This is a genomic window from Janthinobacterium sp. BHSEK, assembly GCF_056174685.1.
This window is the reverse complement of sequence record NZ_JBWBYV010000012.1, coordinates 331,537-352,467: the sequence shown is the minus strand read 5'-3', so window position 1 is coordinate 352,467 and position 20,931 is coordinate 331,537. Positions and strand designations below refer to the sequence as shown.

The 20,931-nt window shown below is 62.8% G+C and carries 18 protein-coding genes; 14 read left to right on the top strand and 4 right to left on the bottom strand.

All coding sequences use genetic code 11. The annotated features are described in order from the left end of the window. Positions 1–150 precede the first annotated feature (150 nt). The 3 genes from AC0V2Y_RS06230 to AC0V2Y_RS06220 all read right to left on the bottom strand — a co-directional run bounded on the left by AC0V2Y_RS06230 (position 151) and on the right by AC0V2Y_RS06220 (position 2,549). On the bottom strand, positions 151–957 hold the full coding sequence (locus AC0V2Y_RS06230) for a Crp/Fnr family transcriptional regulator (protein ID WP_475415638.1): 807 nt from the start codon (positions 955–957) through the stop codon (positions 151–153). Positions 958–1,294: 337 nt separating this feature from the next. Continuing rightward, positions 1,295–1,939, bottom strand: coding sequence for a response regulator (locus AC0V2Y_RS06225; RefSeq protein ID WP_475415585.1), 645 nt, complete (start codon positions 1,937–1,939; stop codon positions 1,295–1,297). Between the two features lie 142 nt (positions 1,940–2,081). After that, on the bottom strand, positions 2,082–2,549 hold the full coding sequence (locus AC0V2Y_RS06220) for a universal stress protein (RefSeq protein ID WP_326457199.1): 468 nt from the start codon (positions 2,547–2,549) through the stop codon (positions 2,082–2,084). A gap of 466 nt (positions 2,550–3,015) precedes the next feature. On the opposite strand from AC0V2Y_RS06220, the gene AC0V2Y_RS06215 reads away from it, so the two are divergent. Together AC0V2Y_RS06215 and AC0V2Y_RS06210 are read left to right on the top strand one after the other, a co-directional pair. Next, positions 3,016–3,876, top strand: a complete 861-nt coding sequence (locus AC0V2Y_RS06215) for a protein phosphatase CheZ (protein WP_475415584.1) — start codon at positions 3,016–3,018, stop codon at positions 3,874–3,876. Continuing rightward, entirely contained in the window at positions 3,876–5,765 is a 1,890-nt protein-coding gene (locus AC0V2Y_RS06210) for a chemotaxis protein CheA (RefSeq protein ID WP_475415583.1), read from the top strand. The genes AC0V2Y_RS06215 and AC0V2Y_RS06210 overlap by 1 nt, the downstream gene beginning before the upstream one ends. A gap of 52 nt (positions 5,766–5,817) precedes the next feature. On the opposite strand, the gene AC0V2Y_RS06205 is transcribed toward AC0V2Y_RS06210, so the two are convergent. After that, positions 5,818–6,954 carry a S41 family peptidase gene (locus AC0V2Y_RS06205; RefSeq protein WP_475415582.1) on the bottom strand — a complete coding sequence of 379 codons (1,137 nt, stop codon included), beginning with the start codon at positions 6,952–6,954 and terminating at the stop codon, positions 5,818–5,820. 312 nt (positions 6,955–7,266) lie between these two features. Here AC0V2Y_RS06205 and leuC point away from each other — a divergent pair, with 312 nt between their 5' ends. The 12 genes from leuC to folC all read left to right on the top strand — a co-directional run bounded on the left by leuC (position 7,267) and on the right by folC (position 20,923). Further along, positions 7,267–8,670 (top strand): 3-isopropylmalate dehydratase large subunit, encoded by a 1,404-nt coding sequence (gene leuC / locus AC0V2Y_RS06200; RefSeq protein WP_475415581.1) that lies wholly within the window; start codon positions 7,267–7,269, stop codon positions 8,668–8,670. A gap of 164 nt (positions 8,671–8,834) precedes the next feature. Then, on the top strand, positions 8,835–8,957 hold the full coding sequence (locus AC0V2Y_RS06195) for an entericidin A/B family lipoprotein (protein WP_010400408.1): 123 nt from the start codon (positions 8,835–8,837) through the stop codon (positions 8,955–8,957). Between the two features lie 51 nt (positions 8,958–9,008). Further along, a complete protein-coding gene (gene leuD, locus AC0V2Y_RS06190; RefSeq protein WP_436553080.1) occupies positions 9,009–9,656 on the top strand; it encodes a 3-isopropylmalate dehydratase small subunit in 648 nt (215 codons plus the stop codon). Between the two features lie 10 nt (positions 9,657–9,666). After that, on the top strand, positions 9,667–10,737 hold the full coding sequence (gene leuB, locus AC0V2Y_RS06185) for a 3-isopropylmalate dehydrogenase (RefSeq protein WP_475415580.1): 1,071 nt from the start codon (positions 9,667–9,669) through the stop codon (positions 10,735–10,737). A 45-nt stretch (positions 10,738–10,782) separates the two neighbouring features. Continuing rightward, entirely contained in the window at positions 10,783–11,910 is a 1,128-nt protein-coding gene (asd, locus tag AC0V2Y_RS06180) for an aspartate-semialdehyde dehydrogenase (protein WP_475415579.1), read from the top strand. 183 nt (positions 11,911–12,093) lie between these two features. After that, positions 12,094–14,643: a motility hub landmark protein FimV gene (locus AC0V2Y_RS06175; RefSeq protein WP_475415578.1), complete on the top strand. Its 2,550-nt coding sequence runs from the start codon at positions 12,094–12,096 to the stop codon at positions 14,641–14,643. Positions 14,644–14,816: 173 nt separating this feature from the next. Continuing rightward, positions 14,817–15,620, top strand: a complete 804-nt coding sequence (truA, locus tag AC0V2Y_RS06170) for a tRNA pseudouridine(38-40) synthase TruA (RefSeq protein ID WP_475418108.1) — start codon at positions 14,817–14,819, stop codon at positions 15,618–15,620. A 22-nt stretch (positions 15,621–15,642) separates the two neighbouring features. Then, positions 15,643–16,326 carry a phosphoribosylanthranilate isomerase gene (locus tag AC0V2Y_RS06165; protein ID WP_475415576.1) on the top strand — a complete coding sequence of 228 codons (684 nt, stop codon included), beginning with the start codon at positions 15,643–15,645 and terminating at the stop codon, positions 16,324–16,326. Then, positions 16,319–17,569, top strand: coding sequence for a tryptophan synthase subunit beta (gene trpB / locus AC0V2Y_RS06160; protein WP_475415575.1), 1,251 nt, complete (start codon positions 16,319–16,321; stop codon positions 17,567–17,569). Before AC0V2Y_RS06165 ends, trpB begins: the two co-directional genes overlap by 8 nt. 86 nt (positions 17,570–17,655) lie before the next feature. Next, complete coding sequence (trpA, locus tag AC0V2Y_RS06155) at positions 17,656–18,453, top strand: tryptophan synthase subunit alpha (RefSeq protein WP_475415574.1); 798 nt, start codon at positions 17,656–17,658, stop codon at positions 18,451–18,453. Positions 18,454–18,650: 197 nt separating this feature from the next. Then, a complete protein-coding gene (accD, locus tag AC0V2Y_RS06150; protein WP_010400390.1) occupies positions 18,651–19,523 on the top strand; it encodes an acetyl-CoA carboxylase, carboxyltransferase subunit beta in 873 nt (290 codons plus the stop codon). Between the two features lie 101 nt (positions 19,524–19,624). Then, complete coding sequence (gene folC / locus AC0V2Y_RS06145) at positions 19,625–20,923, top strand: bifunctional tetrahydrofolate synthase/dihydrofolate synthase (protein WP_475415573.1); 1,299 nt, start codon at positions 19,625–19,627, stop codon at positions 20,921–20,923. Positions 20,924–20,931: the final 8 nt, after the last annotated feature.

Genomic DNA, 20,931 nt, shown 5'->3' with positions numbered 1-20,931 from the left:
CGCGCTTTTTTGCGATGGGATGGCAGCGTCGAGGATGGCGCTGCACAAAGGCGGCCGCGGGCGCGGCGCGGCAGCAAAAAAGACCCGGCCAAGGCGGTGCGCGCCTCGGCCGGGTCAAGCCTGTGCCAAGCTGGAAGAAATCGGGCGTACTTAAATGGTGGCCAGCAATTGCGCCGAGGCGGTGGCGGCCGCGGTGCTGTCGGCCTTGAGCTTGGCGGCGGCCAGCTGCTTGGCGCGCGAGCGCGAAGGCGGCAGGCGGCGCAGGGTTTTCAGGGCGTCCGGATCCTTGATGCCGATGGTGCGCTGGTCAACCGTGATCAGGCCGATTTCATTGAAGGCGGACAAGGTGCGGCTGACCGTTTCCAGGGTCAGGCCCAGGTAGCTGCCGATTTCATGGCGCGTCATGCGCAGATTGAACAGCTTGCTCGAGTAGCCCATCTGCGCGAAGCGGTCGGCCAGCGAGACGAGGAAGCGCGCCACGCGGGCTTCGGCGCTGAGGGCGCCCAGCATGCCGATCATCGCCTGTTCGCGCACCAGTTCGCGGCTCATCACGCCGTACATGACGTTTTCCAGTTCCAGGTGGACACGTCCCAGCGCCGTCAGCTTCTTGAACGGCAGCAGGATCAGGTCGCAGTCGGACAGGGCTACCGCTTCCGAGGAGTAATGGCGCGAGTGGATGCCGTCCACGCCCAGCATGTCGCCCTTCATGGGAAAGCTGAGTACCTGTTCATTGCCGAATTCGTCGATGAGCACGGTTTTCAGGAAGCCCGAATTGACGATGTACAGGGTGTCGAACGGCTGGCCGATGGTGTGCACGCGCTGGCCCGTCTTGAATTGCACGTGCTGGAACAGCAGTTCGTCGGCGGCGATGGTGCAGGCGCTGGAGATATGCAGCAGATCGCACACCTCCTTCAGGTTCGACCATAGCCGCCCCTGGCGCTGGCGCCCGGCTTCCATCGGAGAGGAGGGGGCCAGCGATGGGGCGGCGGCGCGGGTTTCAGGCGTTTGCGTGGACAGCATGTTCATCTCCTGGTGACAGGTAGTTCAGAGTTGAATAACAGGGTGCGCAGGACGGCGGGCGGTGAAGGGGCGGCGCGCGTCCAGGCAGGTAAAGCTCAATTCGCTGACGACTTGCTGTGTGATGAAATAACTTCCCAGCAACTTGATTACTGGTTTCAGTATGCCAACAACCGTATGCAATTAATATCAGCAGTGGCTGAATATGGGAGTAAGAGCTACGGTAGGGAGGGTAGGATTGTTCCTACAGAGGACGCGCGGGCGCGCGTCGCGGGGCTTACGTCTTGAAGGGGGAGAGCAGGCGGTGCGCCACGGCATACTGCACCATTTCCGACAGCGAACTCATGCCCATTTTTTGCATGATGCGCGTCTTGTGCGTACTCACCGTCTTGACGCTCAGGTGCAGGTTGTTGGCGATTTCCGTGATCGACTTGCCCGCCACCAGCAGGGAAAACACTTCGAACTCGCGGTCCGACAACTGTTTGTGCAGCAAGCTTTCATTCGGCATCATGATGTTGAGCACGAGCTGCTCGGCCACCTCGGAGCTGATGTAGGGGCGCCCCGACGCCACCTTGTGGATGGCGCCCACGAGCTGGGTACCCGCGCTTTCCTTGGTCAGATAGCCTTGCGCGCCGGCGCGGATGGCGCGCACCGCATATTGCTCTTCCTCGTGCATGGTGAGGATCAGGATGGCCAGCTTGGGCGCCTCGCTGCGGATTTGCCGGATCAGGTCGACACCGCTGCGGCCCGGCATCGACAGGTCGAGCAGCAACAGGTCGAAGCCGCCCTGGCGTACGTGGTTGAGCACTTCAAAGCCGTCGATGGCCTCACCCACGATATCGATGTCCGGCGCGCCGTCAAGGATGCGCTTCAATCCTTCTCGCATGATGGTGTGGTCGTCGGCAATCACAATACGTATCATAGGCGGGCAATCTGGAGGGTGTCCGTCGCCGGACAATCATATGTTGAGAAACGAGAAATGTTGTCATTTTAACTGAAATGGCCGCAAGTTTGCCTTTTACTTCATGTGCCGGCAGCGGCGGCCCCCGTGGCCATGTGACCGTTTATTTCGTTGCGGGTTCCTTGATCAGCCTATGCACGAGCACCGGCAATTTCGAGTGCGACAGCACTTTATTGGTGACGCTGCCCAGCAGCAACTGCCCCCAGCCGCTGCGGCCGTGCGAACCCATGAAAATCAGGTCGCAATGCTGCAATTGCGCCACTTCCACGATTTTCAGGGCCGGGCTGTCGGAAAAGGCCGTCAAGCCCGTCGCTTCCAGGCCCCGCTTGGCGGCGGCGTCGAGGATGGGCTGCCAGTGGTCGGCGCCCGCCTTGCGCATGGCGATGCGGTATTCCTCTTCGCTGGGATAGCTTGGCGGAATGATCTCGATGTACACCGGGTACTGGTATTCGGGCGCCACGTACAAGGCAAGGATGTCGGCGTGCATCTGTTCGGCAAAGGCAACGCCGGCACAGGCCGTCAAGTTGGAGACGGTGGAGCCGTCCGTGGCGATCAGAATTTTCTTATACATGGCAGCTCCTTTGGCGGTGACTCGGCGCGCGCAACGCCTCTTATTGTAGACGCGGCGGCAGCATTGTATTCATGTAAAGACTTGATAATTATCAACACAACTGCACCTTCAGTATAGACAACATTGGCAGAAAGATCGTATTTGGCTGCAACGATATCGATGCGGCGCTGTTGCGCAGGCGCCCGCAGGCAGGATTTCTTGTGCGGCGCGTGGTCTTGCACGCACGCCAATGGTAGTATTTCAAAATACAACAGCAGGAACAGTTATTTCCTGGTGGAAAAGCTCTTATGCAGCAGCTTTGCACCAGGAAGCGCGTTTTGAGATTTACCAACAGGGCGGCGCCCTGCTACACTCGCACCATCGCAGCGGTATTGCCTCAAATCATCTTAATCGAGAAATTGCGGGTATCAGTCTGTAAAACGCACAGTTCAGGCGGAATTTTGACAAATTATGGAGAAGCAGGGATATGACCAACGCCGCTGATGATTTCGATGCATTATTCGATGAAGTATCTGCGCAAAGTGCGGCCGCGGCTCAGCCCGCACCTGCCGCCGCGCCCGCTCCCGCCGTGATTGCGGACGACGATTTCGACGCGCTGTTCGACTCCGTGTCGGCCAGCGCCGCCGTGCCGGCAGCCGCAGCGGCGCCCGTGGTGGCCGCGCCGGAAGCGTCGCCCGCCGCCAGCGCCGACGCGCCCGGCGACGCGGCCGATCCCGTCGACCAGTCCGACAAGCCGATGTTCGAGCGCCTGGGCGGCATCGTGCGCCTGCTGCACGATTCGCTGCGCGAACTGGGCTACGACAAGGCACTGACGGAAGCGTCGTCGCAGATCGTCGACGCCCAGGACCGCCTGGAGTATGTCGCCACCCTGACGGAGCAGGCCGCCAATAAGGTCTTGAACACGCTCGACGAAGGCATGCCGGCGCAGGATGTGCTGTCGAAGAAAGCCAAGGACATGGATGGCCGCTGGACGGCCCTGTTCGACGGCAAGCTGAGCCTGGAAGAATTCAAGGCCCTGGCCGGCGATTCGCGCCAGTTCGCGCAAGCCGTTGCCGAAGCGACGGAAGCGGAAAAAGCGCGCTTGCTGGAAATCATGATGGCGCAGGACTTCCAGGACATCACGGGCCAGCTGATCAAAAAAGTAGTCAACATCACCAAGACGGTAGAGCACGAGTTGGCTCAGCTGCTGCGCGACAACGCGCCGGCCGAGGTGCGCGAAAAGCTGGCACAGAAGCAGGATGCGCCGCTGATGCAGGGCCCCTCCGTGCCGTCGGTGGCGCTGGACCAGGATAATGTAGACGACCTTCTTGCGGATTTGGGATTCTAATGGACGATATGCTCAAGGATTTCGTCGTTGAGGCGATGGATCTTGCGGTTAATGTTGAAGAGCACTTATTGCGCCTCGAGCGCGATCCTGACAACAAGGAAACACTGAATGCCGTGTTTCGTTCCTTCCACACCATCAAGGGCGGCGCCGGCTTCATGGGCCTGCCCGCGCTGGTGGCGGCCTGCCATCTGACGGAAAACCTGTTCGACGCCTTGCGCACGGGCGCCGCGCCCGTGACCCCGATCGCCATCGAGGCGGCGCTGCAAGCGTCCGGTTTCGTGGCCGACCAGCTGACGGAACTGGCCAATGGCGCCGCGCCGGAAAGCTTGCCGGCCATGCCGGAAGAGCTGGAACACATCCTGACGAACGCCATCGAAGGCAAGGGCATGGATGCGCCTGCGCCGGCCGCCGCCGTGGTGGCGGAAGCGGCCGTGGCCGTTGCCGAGGTCGCCGAAGTCGTTGTCGCCGCGCCGGCCGCTGCCGCCGCCGTTTCCACGGCCAGCGCCGATGGCCTGGACTGGGAGGCGATGTACAACGCCGTCGTGCCGGCCGCCAGCCAGATCGCTGCCGGACCCGTGTCCGCCGTCGCTGCTGCGCCTGCCGCCGTGGCCGCCGCGCCTGCCGCTGCCGCCAAGCCGGCCGCCAAGGCCTGGGATGGCGCGGAACGCCGCGAAGAACGTCCGGAAGTGCGCCATGCCGCGCCCGTCAAGGAAGACAGTATCCGCGTCGACGCCGTCAAGCTCGACGCGCTGCTGGAAGTGGCCGGCGAATCCGTGCAGGCCGCCAACCAGGCTGCCGTGCTGCTCGAGCGCCTGCTGCAATTCAAATTCGAGGGCCAGGCCGCCACCCTGATGGCGACCCTGGCGGAAACCCTGGAACGCGCCTCGCGCTACTCGACGGAACTGCAGCGGGCCACCTTGGCCACGCGCATGCAGCCAGTGGGCCGTTTGTTCCAGAAATTCCCGCGCCTGGTGCGCGAACTGGCGAAAGACCTGGGCAAGGACGTCGAGCTGACCATAGAGGGCGCGGAGACGGAAGTCGACCGCGTCGTGGTGGACAGCCTGTACGATCCGCTCGTGCACATGCTGCGCAACTCGCTCGACCATGGCGTCGAATCGCCGGAAGCGCGCCTGGCCGCCGGCAAGCCCGCCAAATCGTATATTTCGCTGAAAGCCTGGCAAGAGGCCAACAGCGTCATGATCGTGCTGCAGGATGACGGCAAGGGCATGGACCCGGTCTTCTTGCGCAGCAAGGCCCAGCAAAAGGGCTTGATCAGCGAAAACGCCCAGTTGAGCAACGACGAATGCTTCCAGCTGGTATTCCTGCCGGGCTTCTCGACCAAGGAAGTCGCGTCCAGCGTTTCCGGACGCGGCGTGGGCATGGACGTGGTGAAAACGGCCGTGGAGAAAAACCGCGGCGCCATCCACATCGAATCCATGCTGGGCAAGGGCACCAAGTTTGCCATCCGCCTGCCGATCGAACTGTCGATCGTGCCGACCATGCTGGTGTCGACCTCGGGCGCCGCGCTGGCGCTGCCGATGGCCGTGGTGCAGCGCGTCGTCGAATTGCCGGAAACCTTCATGGAAGTGGGCGGCGCGCCCGTGCTGAAAGACCAGGGCCGTCCATTGCCCGTGCGGTCGCTGGCCGGCGCCCTGGGCTACGAATCGTGCAGCGAGCGCGTCGGCATCGTCGTCGCCGCGCCACAGCCGTACATTCTGGCCGTCGCAGCCGTCGATGGCACGGCCGACCTGGTGATCAAGCCGATGACGGCCATCACCGTGGAAGGCATCACGGGCACGGCCCGTTCGGCAGAAGGCGAACTGGTGCTGGTGGTGGGACTGTCCTTCCTGATGGACGGCTGCCGCGGCACGGTACGCATGGCGGCGTAAGCTCTGCTTGGAAAAATCAAGCCCGCTGCGGAGATTGCGCAGCGGGCTTTTTTTATGCGCCGTCCGGCCGCAGCGTGCCGCCTTCCAGCCAGCGCTGCACGCGCACGATTTCCTGGGCGCGCTCCGCCTCGTCTTTCGGCGGCGGCAGGTAGATGTCGGGCATGATGCCGCCCAGGTCCACCTGCAGCTGCGGCAGGCGGGCCGAGCGCGAGGTGGCGTAGGCCAACTGGCGCAGGCCTGAAGGCAGGGATTGCATGCGCAGGTTCGAATAATCGAGCGCGCCACCGCTGTTGCGGCCGATCAATTTCACATGAAAGCTTTGCCGCGCCGCCAGCAGGAATTCTTCGCAGGAGCTGGCGCAGTCGCGGTCGACCAATACCGCCACCCTGGACGGCTGTACTGCCTGGCCAGACACACTCGCATAGCTGACAGGCCCGTTGGTGCTTTGCGCCACGAACTGGCCGGGCTGCACGCTGCGCATGCGGGTGACGGCCAGTGCCATATATTTCGTGCAGGTGGCATCGCCGGGAGCGTACAGCGCGCAGATGTTTTCCTGGCTGGCGATATTGGCCGGCGTGGACAGCCATTCACCACCGATATTGACGCTCTCGCCTGAAGCTAGCCATGGCAGCAAGGGCGCATATGTGCTGTCGCTGCCGCCGTTGTTGCGCCGCACATCGATAATCCAGTTTCGACGGCTGGCCAGTTCGTCGCGCTTGCTTTCCAGTAAATCAGTGATGAGCCCGGCGTACCCGGGGAAAAAACTCGGTAAGGTCAGCAGCGCCGTGTGCGGCGACAGCAGCTGCAGCGATGGCGCCCTGTCATCGGTGGTGGCCGTTGGCGCGGCGGTTGAGGATGGTGCTGCAGCTGGTGTCTCATGCTTCAGCGCACCGGTCGGCATGATCTGCAGGTGGCCTTTGCGCCACTGGCTCAGGTAACCGGACAGTGCCGTATTGCAGGCAGCCTCATCTTTCACCCTGGCCGCCGCGGTGCTGGCGCTGGCCAATGCCTGATCGAAATACGCTTGACCTTTTTGTGCCAGATGCTGGCGCGCGCCAGTATCGTTTTCCAGCAAAAAGGCGGGAAGGACGCGCAAGTCCTGCAGGCAGGTCTCGCCCGGTGTGGCCGCTTGCGTATGGCTGACTGTCAAAGTAGCCAGGAGCGTGGCGGCAAAAAAACACAGTCTCATCAGTACAGTCTTTCCTGAAATTGTTGTCGAAATACAATACACGAAAAATTAAAGAAAAAGTATCGATTCCTGGCCGCGCCGTGGCTCGTTCGGCGGCCTGCAGGCAGAAGGGGTCGCCATGTCGCCGATATGCCGATATCGGCAATTTCCCGCTCATATCCAACAATGTGGCCAAACTTTGTATCGCCAATCCCACGCTTTTGCCTGTTTCGGTTCTGTGTCGTCCAATATATGGCATAATCCTTGTGGATCACCGTATGACCTGGTATCACTTGATCACTTACTACAGGCTGTGGCAACGCTGCATAAATCATGATGAAGACGCTTTACGACAAACTCTGGGAATCCCACGTTGTTCGGGCCGAAGATGATGGCACGACAATTTTGTACATCGACCGGCACTTGCTGCATGAAGTCACCAGCCCGCAAGCCTTCGATGGCCTCAGCGTGGCGGGCCGCCAGCCGTGGCGCATTTCCGCCAACCTGGCCGTGGCCGACCATAACGTGCCCACTACCAGCCGGGTCGACGGCATTCTTGATCCCGTCTCGCGTCTGCAGGTGGAAACGCTGGACAAGAACGCCAAGCACTACGGCTTGACCTACTTCAATATGAACGACAAGCGCCAGGGTATCGTGCACGTGATCGGCCCCGAACAGGGTGCGACCCTGCCCGGCATGACGGTCGTGTGCGGCGATTCGCACACATCCACGCACGGCGCGTTCGGCGCGCTGGCACACGGCATCGGCACGTCCGAAGTGGAACACGTGCTGGCCACGCAGACCTTGCTGCAAAAGAAATCGAAGTCCATGCTGGTGCAGGTCGACGGCGCTCTGCCGGCGGGCGTGACGGCGAAGGACATCGTGCTGGCCATCATCGGCAAGATCGGCACGGCCGGCGGTACCGGTTACTGTATCGAGTTCGGCGGCTCGGCCATCCGCGCCCTGTCGATGGAAGGACGCATGACGGTGTGCAACATGGCCATCGAGGCGGGCGCGCGCGCCGGCATCATCGGCGTCGATGACACCACCATCAATTACGTCAAGGGCCGTCCGTTTTCGCCGGCCGGCCCGCACTGGGAACGCGCCGTCGCCTACTGGCGCACCCTGCATTCGGACCCGGGCGCCCGCTTCGACCTGGTCGTCACGCTCAACGCGCAAGAGATCGAACCGCAAGTGACGTGGGGCACCTCGCCCGAGATGGTGGTCGGCATCGATGGCCGCGTGCCGGATCCGGACAATGAGAAAGACAGCGTCAAGCGCGACGCCATCGAAAAGGCGCTTGTCTACATGGCCCTGAAGCCGAACACGCCGATCTCGGACATCCGCATCGACAAGGTCTTCATCGGTTCCTGCACCAATTCGCGCATCGAGGATCTGCGCGCGGCCGCCGCCGTGGTACGCGGCAAGTACCGCGCCTCGAACGTGACCCTGGCGCTGGTGGTGCCCGGTTCCGGCCTGGTGAAAGACCAGGCCGAGCGCGAGGGACTCGACCGCATCTTCAAGGATGCCGGCTTCGAGTGGCGCGAGCCGGGCTGTTCCATGTGCCTGGCCATGAATGCGGACCGTCTGGAACCGGGCGAGCGCTGCGCGTCCACGTCGAACCGCAACTTCGAAGGCCGGCAAGGGCAGGGCGGTCGTACCCACCTGGTGTCGCCCGCGATGGCGGCGGCGGCCGGTATCGCGGGCCACTTTGTCGACGTGCGGGGATTGCGATAAGCTGAAGATCTGCGTGGCAACGCAGCGGAAATCAGGGGTCAGACCCGCCGGGGGAATTTTTTTCAGTGAGAAAAATTCCGATCCGTAAGGACTGACCCCAGCTTTAAGCCGCTGGGTTACGCTGACGCTTCCGGCTTTCTCAAACATACGCATACGAACTCATCATGAAAAAACTCTTCGCCCTCCTCATCGCCACCGTCATCTTGTCCGGCTGCAACACCGTCTCCGGCATCGGCCGCGATGTGCAGAAAGTCGGCCAGGTCGTCACTGGCGCCGGCGGAAAATAAACCGTGACGTGGCGGCGTCCCGCGCCGCGCGTCTTACCGAGTAGAAACAGCATGGATAAATTTACGATTTACGAAGGCCTGGTCGCCCCGCTGGACCGCGCCAACGTCGACACCGACGCGATTATCCCGAAGCAATTCCTGAAATCGATCCACCGCAGCGGCTTCGGCCCCAACCTGTTCGACGAATGGCGCTACCTCGACCATGGCGAACCGGGCCAGGACAACAGCCGCCGCCCGCTGAACCCCGAGTTCGTGCTCAACGAGTCGCGCTATCAGGGTGCCTCGATCTTGCTCACGCGCAAGAATTTCGGCTGCGGCTCCTCGCGCGAACACGCGCCGTGGGCGCTGGACCAGTATGGCTTCCGCGCCATCATCGCGCCCTCGTTTGCCGACATCTTCTTCAATAACTGCTACAAGAACGGCTTGCTGCCCATCGTGCTGTCGGAAAGCCAGGTCGAGCACCTGTTCAATGAAGTCAAGGCCTTCCCCGGCTACAAGCTGGTGGTGGACCTGGAACAGCAGTGCGTGCGCACCAGCAACGGTTCCGTCTCGTATCCGTTCGAGATCGATGCCTTCCGCAAATATTGCCTGATGAATGGCCTCGACGATATCGGCCTGACCCTGCGCCACGCCGACGATATCCGCGCCTTCGAAGAACGGCATTTGACCAATCAGCCTTGGCTGGCCAACGTTATCTAAAGATCATTCCATGAAAATTGCAATCTTACCCGGCGACGGCATCGGTCCTGAAATCGTCGCGCAAGCCGTCAAGGTCTTGAATGTGCTGGGCGAATCGTTCGAGCTGGAAACGGCGCCCGTGGGCGGCGCCGGCTATGCGGCCCATGGCCACCCCTTGCCGGAAGGCACCCTGGCCCTGGCGAAAGCGGCCGATGCCGTGCTGTTCGGCGCCGTCGGCGACTACCAGTACGACAAGCTGGAGCGCCAGTTCCGCCCGGAACAGGCGATCCTGGGCCTGCGCAAGAACCTGGGCCTGTTCGCCAACCTGCGTCCGGCCATCTTGTATCCGGAACTGGCGGGCGCCTCGACCCTGAAGCCGGAAGTGGTGTCCGGCCTGGATATTTTGATCATCCGCGAATTGACGGGCGACATCTATTTCGGCCAGCCCCGCGGCGTGCGCGAGTGCCCGGACGGCCCGTTCAAGGGCCAGCGCGAAGGGTTCGACACCATGCGCTATGCGGAAGGCGAAATCCGCCGCATCGCCCACGTGGCGTTCCAGGCCGCGCAAAAGCGCGACAAGCGCCTCACCAGCGTGGACAAGGCGAACGTGCTGGAAACCTTCCAGTTCTGGAAAGACATCGTCATCGACGTGCACAAGGAATACCCGGATGTGGCGCTCGATCATATGTACGTCGATAACGCGGCCATGCAGCTGGTGCGGGCGCCGAAGAAATTCGACGTCATGGTAACGGGCAACATGTTCGGCGACATCCTGTCGGACGCGGCCGCCATGCTGACGGGCTCGATCGGCATGCTGCCGTCCGCTTCGCTGGACGCCAACAACAAGGGCCTGTACGAGCCGTCGCACGGTTCGGCGCCCGATATCGCGGGCAAGGGCATCGCCAATCCGCTGGCGACGATCTTGTCGGCCGCCATGATGCTGCGCTATTCGCTCAACCGCGAAGAGCAGGCAAACCGCATCGAGGGCGCCGTCAAGCAGGTGCTGGCGCAGGGCCTGCGCACGGCCGACATCCACGAGGCGGGCACCACGTTGGTCGGTACCGAGGCCATGGGCGATGCCGTAGTACGTGCATTAGGATAAAATATTTCAATGACGGCAGTCGCCGTCTCATCTTGAGGAATGGTAATGAAATTAGTTGGCTTGGTAGGTTGGCGCGGTATGGTCGGTTCGGTCCTGATGCAGCGCATGCAGGAAGAGGGCGATTTCGCCCACATCGAACCGGTGTTTTTCACGACGTCGAACACGGGCGGCGCCGCGCCGGCCATGGCGAAGAATGAAACCATCCTCAAGGATGCCAACAACATCGCCGAACTGTCCAAGTGCGACATCATCATTTCCTGCCAGGGCGGCGACTACACGAGCGCCGTTTTCCCGCAGCTGCGCGCTAGCGGCTGGAACGGCTACTGGATCGATGCGGCCTCGACCTTGCGCATGGAAAAAGACGCCGTCATCGTGCTCGACCCCGTCAACCTGCACGTCATCAAGGATGCGCTGGGCAAGGGCGTCAAGAACTACATCGGCGGCAATTGCACCGTGTCGTGCATGATGATGGGTCTGGGCGGCCTGTTCCAGCACGACCTGATCGACTGGATGACGTCGATGACCTACCAGGCGGCTTCGGGCGGCGGTGCGCAGCACATGCGCGAACTGCTGACGCAATTTGGCACCATCAACAGCTCCGTCAAGGCCTTGCTGGAAAACCCCGCTTCCGCCATCCTGGAAATCGACCGCCAGGTGCTGGCCACCCAGCACGGCTATTCCCCGGACGAAATCAAGCAATTCGGCGCGCCGCTGGCCGGCAACCTGATTCCATGGATCGACAAGGACCTGGGCAACGGCCAGTCGAAGGAAGAGTGGAAGGCGGGCGCGGAAACGAACAAGATCCTGGGCCGCGGCATCGACTTTGGCACCAAGGAAATTCCCGTCGACGGCCTGTGCGTGCGCATCGGCGCCATGCGCTGCCATTCGCAGGCGCTGACCATCAAGCTGAAGAAAGACGTGCCGCTCGATGAAATCAACGACATCATCGCCAGCAACAATGAATGGGTGAAATTCGTGCCGAACACGCGTGAAGCGTCCGTGCGCGACCTGTCGCCGGCGGCCGTCACGGGCAGCCTGACGATTCCCGTCGGCCGCGTACGCAAGATGAGCATGGGCGGCGAATACCTGTCCGCGTTCACCGTGGGCGACCAGCTGCTGTGGGGCGCGGCCGAGCCGCTGCGCCGCATGCTGCGTATTTTGTTGGATGCGTAACAGCCATAAATCAGCAATCAATTGCTGATGCAGATCAAGCCGGGGCTGTTTTCCCGGCTTTTTTTTCGTGCCGAACCCGTCAAGGCTCAACCATGCGGAGCTTGCATAGCTCTGGGCATGATGATATGTTGATACCTCTGGAAAAGTAACAGTTTTCCCATGTCAACTAAGATGCCGCCAACTATGCCTGTACACACTCGTCCCCGGGTCGCCTCCCTTGCCATCAAAACGCTCAGCAGCGCTGTCGCCTGCGCGGTGTTATTGTCACCGGCGGCATCCGCAGCCGAGCTGGGCAAGATCACGGTGCTGTCCGCCGCCGGCCAGCCGCTGCGCGCCGAGATCGAATTATCGGCCGTCAAGCCAGGCGAGGCAGCCAGCCTGCTGGCCAAGCTGGCGCCGCCGGAGGCCTACCGCCAGGCCAACGTGGAATTCAATCCCGCGCTGAACGCCTTGACGTTTGCCGTGGAAAACCGCAATGGCAAGCCCTTCATCCGCATCAGCTCGGCGCAGCCGGTGGCCGAGCCCATGGTGGATCTCTTGCTGGAATTGAGCGGCAAGAGCGGTCGCCAGGTGCGCGAATACGCATTCGTGCTCGACACGCCGGAAGCGCGCCAGACGCGCGGCGCGCAAGTGACGGCGCCAGTCGAGCCGGGCAAGGCCAAGCCGGCCGCCGCTGTTGCCGATACTGCGCCGCCGGCGAACAAGGCGACGGGCGAGTACAAGGTCAAGGCGGGCGACACCCTGAGCCGCATCGCCAGCGAACTGAAGCCTTCGGGCGTGTCGCTCGACATGATGCTCGTTGCCCTGTACCGCGCCAATCCCGATGCCTTCAAGGGCGAGAACATGAACCGCATGCAGGCCGGGCGCATCCTCGCCGTGCCGGGTGCGGACGCCGCGCGCGCTACGGGGGCGGCCGAAGCGAAGGGCATCGTGACGGCGCACGCCATCGATTTCGAAGCCTACCGCAACAAGCTGGCGGGACAGGTGTCGCAAAGCAAGCCGGCCAAGGCGGCAGAGGCGGCGCAAAGCACGGCCGGCAAGATCGGGCCTACCCGCGTGCAGGAAAAGCCGACGGCCGTGAGCGAGTCGCAAGACAAGCTGAAACTGTCGAAGGCGGAGCCGGCGGCCAAGGCGGCCGGCAAGAGCGCCGTCGCCAGCGAGGAAGACAAGATCGCCAAGGCGAAACAGGTCGATGAAGCGGCCGCGCGCGTCAAGGAACTGGAAAAGAACGTCAGCGACCTGGAAAAGCTGATGGCCGTAAAGAGCAAGGCCATGGCCGACAAGAGCGCCCCGGCGCCGGCCAAACCGGCCGAGGCCGCTGCCAGCGCAGCGGCCAGCGCCATCGCCAGCGCGCCGGCCGAGGCGCAGCCGCCCGTGCCCAAGGCGAAACCGGTGCCGCTGGTGAAGAAACCGTCGCCGCTGGAACCGACGATTACCGACAAGATCAATGACCACCTGGGCGCCATCGGCATCGGCCTCGCCGCGCTGCTGGCCGCCGTGGCGGCGCTGGTGGTCGCGCGCCGCCGCAAGGATGCGCCGCCCGCGCCGGAGAGCGTGGCTCCCGTGTTCGAGCCGGAGCCACCCGTCGCGCCGCCGTCCGGCCTGGCGCCGGAAGACCAGCAGTCCGAAGCGAGCAACCATCTGTTCGGTACGGGCGCCGCCGCTGCCGGCGTGGCCGCGGCGGCGGGCGCCAGCATGCTCGACGCGAATGAAACCGACCCGGTCGCCGAAGCGGACGTGTATATCGCCTATGGCCGCGATGGCCAGGCGGAAGATATTCTCAAGGAAGCCTTGCGCATCCACCCGGAGCGCCATGCGGCCCGCCTGAAGCTGCTGGAAATCTATTCGGCCCGCAACGACGTGCGCGCGTTTGAAGACCAGGCCAGCGAGCTGTACAGCCTGACGCGGGGCCAGGGCGAAGAGTGGCCGCAGGCGGCCGCGCTGGGCCTGGCGCTCGATCCAACCAACCCCCTGTATGGCGATACGGAAGACGACGCCGTGGTCAGCCTGAGCAAGGGTGCCGGTGGCGACGTGCATGGCCAGAGCATGGACTTGCCCGACGATTTGCCGGTTCCTGCGCCGCTGGCTGACCTGGCGCCGGCCGAGCCGGTGGCCTCCGTGGCGGCCCGCGATGCGCGCGATCCCCTCGATTTTGACCTCGACAGCCTCGATTTCGAACCCGTTTCCACCAGCGAGCCGATCGTCATGCCGGGGCCGGACAGCAAGCCGGTCCCTGCCGCGCACGATGCGCAGTATGACGCCAGCATGGATTTCGGCCTGGACCTGGAGCCGCCTGCCGGCCCCGTCAATGGCGTGGGCGCCGGCTTGACGCCATTGCCTGATCCGTTGAAAGACGTGGACCTGGCCCATTTCGACCTCGACGAACCCGTGGCGCCGGCTGCCGCGCCCGTCGCGGCGGCCGAATCATCGATCGACAGCCTGTTTGACGATGCGCAGGCGCCGGCCACCTTGCCGGAAGCCATACCGCCTGCGCAAGAGTTCGATCTGTCCGGCATCGACCTGGACCTCAACGACGGCAAGACGGCCAGCGTGGGCGTGGACGACCCGCTGTCGGCCATCCACATGGAAATGGATACCAAGCTGGACCTGGCGATCGCTTACCAGGAAATCGGCGACAAGGAAGGCGCGCGCGAGCTGATCGATGAAGTCATCAAGGGCGGCAGCGAAGAGCAGGTTGCCAAGGCGAATACCATGCGAGCTTTGCTGAGCTAAGCACCTGATACGACGTCCATGGCTGCGTTGCACGGTCTCGCCGTACTATTCGTACTGTCTTCGACCATGCGCCTTGCCCTGAACGCCGTCTCAGGCGCTGGTGTCGTCGGGAGGCGGGGCCGCCTTTGCGCCGGTATAATGCTTCGATGCAAAATATTACGACAGCAACGCCATTGAAGCGTATCGTCCTCGGCCTGCAGTATGACGGCACGGCCTGGCATGGATACCAGAAACAGGAAGACGGGCAAACGGTGCAGGACCAGCTGGAAAACGCGCTGGAGCAGTTTGCCCGCGTGCGCCTGACCACCACCTGCGCCGGCCGCACGGATACGGGCGTGCATGCACTTGAGCAAGTCGTGCATTTCGATACAGAACTGAGCCGCGACGTGCACTCGTGGGTGCGCGGCGTCAACGCCTTCCTGCCCAAATCGATCGCCGTGCGCTGGGCCAAGGAACTCGAAGGCGATCCGACGGTCAATGACTACTTCCACGCCCGTTTCAGCGCCCGCGCGCGCACCTATCATTATGTGTTGTACAACAACGCCACCCGTTCGCCGCTGGTGGAAGGGCGCGCCGGCTTCTTTTTCCGCCCGCTGGACGTGGAACTGATGCGGCAAGCCGTGCAGCCGCTGCTGGGCTGGCACGATTTCACGGCCTTCCGCGCCGCGCAATGCCAGGCCAAGTCGCCCGTCAAGCTGATGCATGACATCCGTATCGAGCGGCGCGGCGATTGCATTATTTTTACGATTACGGCCAATGCCTTCCTGCATCATATGGTGCGTAACCTGGTCGGCTCGCTCGTGTATATCGGCACGGGGCGCGAAAAGCCGGACTGGCTGGGGCATTTGCTGGAAAGCAAGGACCGCCACGCGGCGGCGCCCACCTTCATGCCGGACGGCTTGTATCTGGCGCAGATCGATTACGATCCGAAATGGGAATTACCGCAAGACAGCAGCAGCGCCTTGCCCTGGTTTTGATCTGCATCAATAAAGGATAGCCATGCCACGCACACGCATCAAGATCTGCGGCCTGACCCGCGTCGAAGACATCCAGGCTGTCGTGGCGGCGGGTGCCGACGCCATCGGCTTCGTGTTTTATCCGAAAAGCCCCCGTTACGTGACGCCCGGGCAGGCCGCCAGCCTGATCGCCGCCGTTCCCCCGTATGTGACGACGGTGGGCCTGTTCGTCAATGCATCCGTGGAAGAAGTGCGGGCGACCCGGGCCGTGGCGCCCTTGTCGCTGCTGCAATTTCACGGCGACGAGACGCCCGAGCACAGCGCGGCGCTCGCCGGCGCCGTGCAGACGCCGTTTACGCAAGTGTTCCGCGTCAAACCCGACACCAGCTTTGAAGATTTGCTAGAATACGAACAGCGCTATCGCGCCGCCAGCCCCTTGTTCTCGAGCCTCTTGCTCGATACCTATGTGGATGCGTATGGCGGTGCAGGAAAGGTATTCGATTGGTCCCTCATTCCAGAAGAACTCGCGCCTCGGGTCGTTTTAAGTGGTGGCTTGAGCGTACAAAACGCGACTGACGCAGTGGTGCGCGTGCGCCCTTACGCCGTCGACATCAGCAGTGGTGTCGAAGCGTCCAAGGGCATCAAGGACGCATCCCGAGTCCGCGCGTTCATCGCCGCGGTGGGGGATGCCGATGCCATCATTGCCAGAGGAAACCACCATGAATGACCATACCACAGCGCCCGGCGCAGCCGCCGCATTGTTCCACGCTACCGATTACCCGTTTCCCGACCTGCGCGGCCATTTCGGCCCGTACGGCGGCTCCTTCGTGGCCGAAACGCTCACGCATGCGCTGGCCGAGCTGAAGGACGCCTATGCGCGCTACAGCGCCGATCCGGAATTCCTGGAAGAATTCCGCTACGAGCTGAAGCACTTCGTCGGCCGCCCGTCGCCCATCTACCACGCCAAGCGCTGGTCCCAGATGGCGGGCGGCGCGCAAATCTATTTCAAGCGCGAAGACTTGAACCACACGGGCGCGCACAAGATCAATAACGTGATCGGCCAGGCCCTGCTGGCCAAGCGCATGGGCAAGCCGCGCATCATCGCCGAGACGGGCGCCGGCCAGCACGGCGTGGCCACGGCCACCATCTGCGCCCGCTTCGGCCTCGAATGCGTGGTCTACATGGGCAGCGAAGACGTCAAGCGCCAGGCGCAGAACGTGTACCGCATGAAATTGCTGGGCGCGACCGTCGTGCCCGTCGAATCGGGTTCGAAGACCCTCAAGGACGCGCTGAACGAAGCCATGCGCGACTGGGTCACCAACATCGAAAACACCTTTTATATCATCGGCACCGTGGCCGGCCCCCATCCGTATCCGATGATGGTGCGCGACTTCCAGTCCGTGATCGGCGAGGAATGCCTGGTGCAGATGCCGGAAATGACGGGCCGCCAGCCCGACTACGTGCTGGCCTGCATCGGCGGCGGCTCGAACGCCATGGGCATCTTTTACCCGTACATCGACCAGAAAGAGGTCAAACTGATCGGCGTGGAAGCGGCCGGCGAAGGGCTGGACACGGGCAAGCATTCGGCATCGCTGACGGCCGGCTTCCCGGGCGTGCTGCACGGCAACCGGACCTATCTGCTGCAGGATGACAACGGCCAGATCATCGAGACGCATTCCGTCTCGGCCGGCCTGGACTATCCGGGCGTCGGCCCGGAACACGCGTGGCTGAAAGATTCCGGCCGCGCGCAATACGTGTCGATTACGGATGACGAGGCGCTGCAGGCTTTCCACGACTGCTGCCATATCGAAGGCATCATCCCGGCCCTGGAATCGTCGCACGCGCTGGCCTACGCGGCCAAGCTGGCGGCTACCTTGCCGAAAGACCAGATCGTGCTGGCCAACCTGTCGGGCCGTGGCGACAAGGACATGCATACCGTGGCGGAGCGCATGGGATTGAATTTCAGTTAAACAACTGTCAATTCTCAATAACGCGTAGGTCGGATTAGCGCGCAAGCGCGTAATCCGACATCCTCCACCGATAAAGAAAGCTCACCATGTCCCGTATCGCCACCACCTTCGCCAATTTAAAATCCAACAACAAGACCGCCCTGGTCACCTTCATCACCGCCGGCGACCCCGGCCCCGACGCCACCGTGCCCCTCATGCACGCGCTCGTCGAGGGCGGCGCCGATGTGCTGGAACTGGGCGTGCCGTTTTCCGACCCCATGGCCGAAGGCCCTGTCATCCAGCGCGCCTGCGAACGGGCCTTGAAATTCAATGTCGGCATCCACGACGTGTTCGGCTATGTGCGCCAGTTCCGTGAAACGAACCAGACGACGCCCGTGGTGCTGATGGGCTATGCCAATCCCATCGAACGCATCGGCAGTGCCGCGTTTATTGATGCAGCGCAAGCGGCCGGCGCCGATGGCGCCATCGTCGTCGACTATCCCCCGGAAGAGTGCGAGGAATTTGCCGGCGCCATGCGCGCGGCGGGCCTCGACCTGATTTTCCTCTTGGCGCCCACCTCGACGGAAGAGCGCATCGCGCAAGTGGCCAAGGTTGGCGGCGGCTTCAGCTATTATGTGTCGCTGAAAGGCGTCACGGGCGCCGGCAACATTGATACGGAACAGGTGGCAGAGCGCCTCGCGGCCATCCGCCAGCATGTAAAATTACCCATCGGCGTGGGCTTCGGCATCCGCGATGGCGCCACGGCCAAGGCCGTTGCCAAGGTGGCCGACGCCGTCGTGATCGGCAGCCGCATCATCCAGGAGATAGAAAATGCGCCGGAAGGGGGCGCCGTCGACGCCGTGCGCAGCTTTACGGCAGGCATCCGTGCCGCACTGGACGCCTGAGCAAGCTTGCCGTTTACGCAAGATGCGTTGGCGGCAAAGTTCGACAGCCCGGCGATAAACGGCTACACTTCGGCCACTGATTTGCCTGTTATTGTGCAATAGATAAAATTTTGGGTGGCGCCCCGCGGGGCGTCGCCGTTGACCGTCTGCCGGGGGCGTCCACCGACGCTACCCCTACAAGGGCCCAAGGAGAAAATATGAGTTGGTTGGAAAAACTGCTGCCACCGCGCATCCAGCGTTCAGATGCCGCCGCGCGCAAGACCATGCCGGAAGGCCTGTGGGTCAAGTGCCCGTCGTGCGAAGCCGTGCTGTACCGTACGGATCTGGAATCGAATTTGCACGTCTGCCCGAAATGCGACCACCACATGCGCATCCGCGCGCGCGAACGCCTCGACAGCCTGCTCGACGCGGGCGGCCGCTATGAAATCGGCCAGGAAATCCTGCCCGTCGATACCTTGAAGTTCAAGGACAGCAAGAAATACCCGGACCGCCTGAAGTCCGCCATGGAAGCGACGGGCGAGACGGATGCGATGGTCGTCATGGGCGGCGCCATCATGAGCCTGCCAGTGGTCGTGGCGTGCTTCGAATTCGAATTCATGGGCGGTTCCATGGGCTCCGTCGTGGGCGAGCGCTTCGTGCGCGGCGCGCAGATCGCGCTGGAGCAGAAAGTGCCGTTCATTTGCATCACCGCCACCGGTGGCGCGCGCATGCAGGAAGGCTTGCTGTCGCTGATGCAGATGGCGAAAACCACGGCCATGCTGACCAAGCTGTCCGAAAAGAAATTGCCATTCATCAGCGTGCTGACCGACCCGACCATGGGCGGCGTGTCCGCTTCGTTCGCCTTCATGGGCGACGTGGTCATCGCCGAACCGAAAGCCCTGATCGGCTTTGCCGGCCCGCGCGTGATTGAAAACACCGTGCGCGAAAAACTGCCGGAAGGCTTCCAGCGCGCCGAGTTCCTCGTCACCAAGGGCGCCGTCGACATGATCGTCGACCGCCGCAAGATGCGCGAAGAAATCGCCCGTCTGCTGGCCTTGCTGCAAAACCAGGCTGTGGAAGTCTTGGCGTAACGCCAACGTAACAGGCCGGGCGGTGTCCTGCGGATCCGCCCGGTTGCCACGCAACACCGTCTCCGCGCCTCGCGCACTGTCTCCTCATCAAGAAGTCTCCCATGCAAAACCTCCCCACCACCTTGCCGGACTGGCTCGCCATGCTGGAAAACCGCCATTCGGAAACCCAGATCAACATGGGCCTGGACCGCGTGCAAGCCGTCAAGGCACGCATGCAGCTCGCTTTTACCTGTCCCGTGATCATGGTGGCGGGCACGAATGGCAAGGGGTCCACCTGCGCCATGCTGGAATCCGTGCTGTTGCGTGCCGGCTACAAAGTGGGGCTGTACATCAAGCCGCATTTTCTCGACTTCAACGAGCGCGCCCGCGTGCTGGGCGAGATGGCCAGCGACGAGCAGATCGTCGCCAGCTTCCAGGCGGTTGAGGCCGTGCGCGGCGACACGCCGCTCACGTATTTCGAATTCACCACCCTGGCCATCCTGCACCTGCTGTCGCAGGCCAAGCTCGACGTGGCCATCCTCGAAGTGGGCCTGGGCGGGCGCCTGGACGCCGTCAACGTGATCGACGCCGACGTGGCCATCGTCACCAGCGTCGATATCGACCACACGGATTATCTGGGCGACACGCGCGAAGCGATCGGCTTTGAAAAGGCCGGCATCTTCCGTCCGGGCAAGGCAGCCATCTGCAGCGATCCCGTGCCGCCGCAGTCGCTGATCGACCATGCCGAGGCCATCGGCGCCGACCTGTGGCTGATGGGCCGCGATTTCAACTATTCGGGCGACAAGCAGCAGTGGAACTACGGCGGGCGCGAGCAGCGCCGCAATTCGCTGGCCTATCCGAGCTTGCGCGGCGCCAATCAGATCCTCAATGCGACGGCCGTGCTGGCCGCGCTGGAAGTGCTGAAGCTGAAACTGCCCGTGGGCGCGCAGGAAGTGCGCACGGGCCTCGTGACGGTGGAGTTGCCGGGCCGTTTCCAGGTCTTGCCTGGCCGCCCCAGCGTGATCCTCGACGTGGCGCACAACCCGCACGCGGCGTCGGCCCTGAACCAGAACCTGGGCAATATGGGTTTCCACCCGTACACCTATGCCGTGTTCGGCTCCATGCAGGACAAGGATATCGATGGCGTGCTGGCCGCGATGAGCGAGCACGTCGACCACTGGTGCCTGGCGGGCCTGCCTTCGCCGCGCGCGGCCACGGCTTCCGAACTGGCCGCCAAGGTGCAGATCATGCTCGAAGATAAGCCCGACAGCAGCGAGCATACTGTGTCTATTTTCGATGATCCGGCACAAGCTTTTGCAAATGCAATGAGCCGGGCCGGTGAGAATGATAGAATTGTGGTCTTTGGTTCTTTCCTCACCGTTGCCGGCGTGATGAAGGCCCGAAAATCCTCACTTCACTGAAACGCACT

Excerpts from the sequence above, each read along its gene's own strand:
- AC0V2Y_RS06175 (WP_475415578.1), top strand. The coding sequence starts at position 12,094 with ATGCCTGTACACACTCGTCCCCGGGTCGCCTCCCTTGCCATCAAAACG.
- leuC (WP_475415581.1), top strand. The coding sequence starts at position 7,267 with ATGATGAAGACGCTTTACGACAAACTCTGGGAATCCCACGTTGTTCGG.
- AC0V2Y_RS06215 (WP_475415584.1), top strand. The coding sequence starts at position 3,016 with ATGACCAACGCCGCTGATGATTTCGATGCATTATTCGATGAAGTATCT.
- leuB (WP_475415580.1), top strand. The coding sequence starts at position 9,667 with ATGAAAATTGCAATCTTACCCGGCGACGGCATCGGTCCTGAAATCGTC.
- trpB (WP_475415575.1), top strand. The coding sequence starts at position 16,319 with ATGAATGACCATACCACAGCGCCCGGCGCAGCCGCCGCATTGTTCCAC.
- AC0V2Y_RS06220 (WP_326457199.1), bottom strand. The coding sequence starts at position 2,549 with ATGTATAAGAAAATTCTGATCGCCACGGACGGCTCCACCGTCTCCAAC.
- accD (WP_010400390.1), top strand. The coding sequence starts at position 18,651 with ATGAGTTGGTTGGAAAAACTGCTGCCACCGCGCATCCAGCGTTCAGAT.
- AC0V2Y_RS06230 (WP_475415638.1), bottom strand. The coding sequence starts at position 957 with ATGGAAGCCGGGCGCCAGCGCCAGGGGCGGCTATGGTCGAACCTGAAG.
- leuD (WP_436553080.1), top strand. The coding sequence starts at position 9,009 with ATGGATAAATTTACGATTTACGAAGGCCTGGTCGCCCCGCTGGACCGC.
- AC0V2Y_RS06195 (WP_010400408.1), top strand. The coding sequence starts at position 8,835 with ATGAAAAAACTCTTCGCCCTCCTCATCGCCACCGTCATCTTGTCCGGC.
- AC0V2Y_RS06205 (WP_475415582.1), bottom strand. The coding sequence starts at position 6,954 with ATGAGACTGTGTTTTTTTGCCGCCACGCTCCTGGCTACTTTGACAGTC.
- AC0V2Y_RS06225 (WP_475415585.1), bottom strand. The coding sequence starts at position 1,939 with ATGATACGTATTGTGATTGCCGACGACCACACCATCATGCGAGAAGGA.
- folC (WP_475415573.1), top strand. The coding sequence starts at position 19,625 with ATGCAAAACCTCCCCACCACCTTGCCGGACTGGCTCGCCATGCTGGAA.
- trpA (WP_475415574.1), top strand. The coding sequence starts at position 17,656 with ATGTCCCGTATCGCCACCACCTTCGCCAATTTAAAATCCAACAACAAG.
- AC0V2Y_RS06210 (WP_475415583.1), top strand. The coding sequence starts at position 3,876 with ATGGACGATATGCTCAAGGATTTCGTCGTTGAGGCGATGGATCTTGCG.
- AC0V2Y_RS06165 (WP_475415576.1), top strand. The coding sequence starts at position 15,643 with ATGCCACGCACACGCATCAAGATCTGCGGCCTGACCCGCGTCGAAGAC.
- asd (WP_475415579.1), top strand. The coding sequence starts at position 10,783 with ATGAAATTAGTTGGCTTGGTAGGTTGGCGCGGTATGGTCGGTTCGGTC.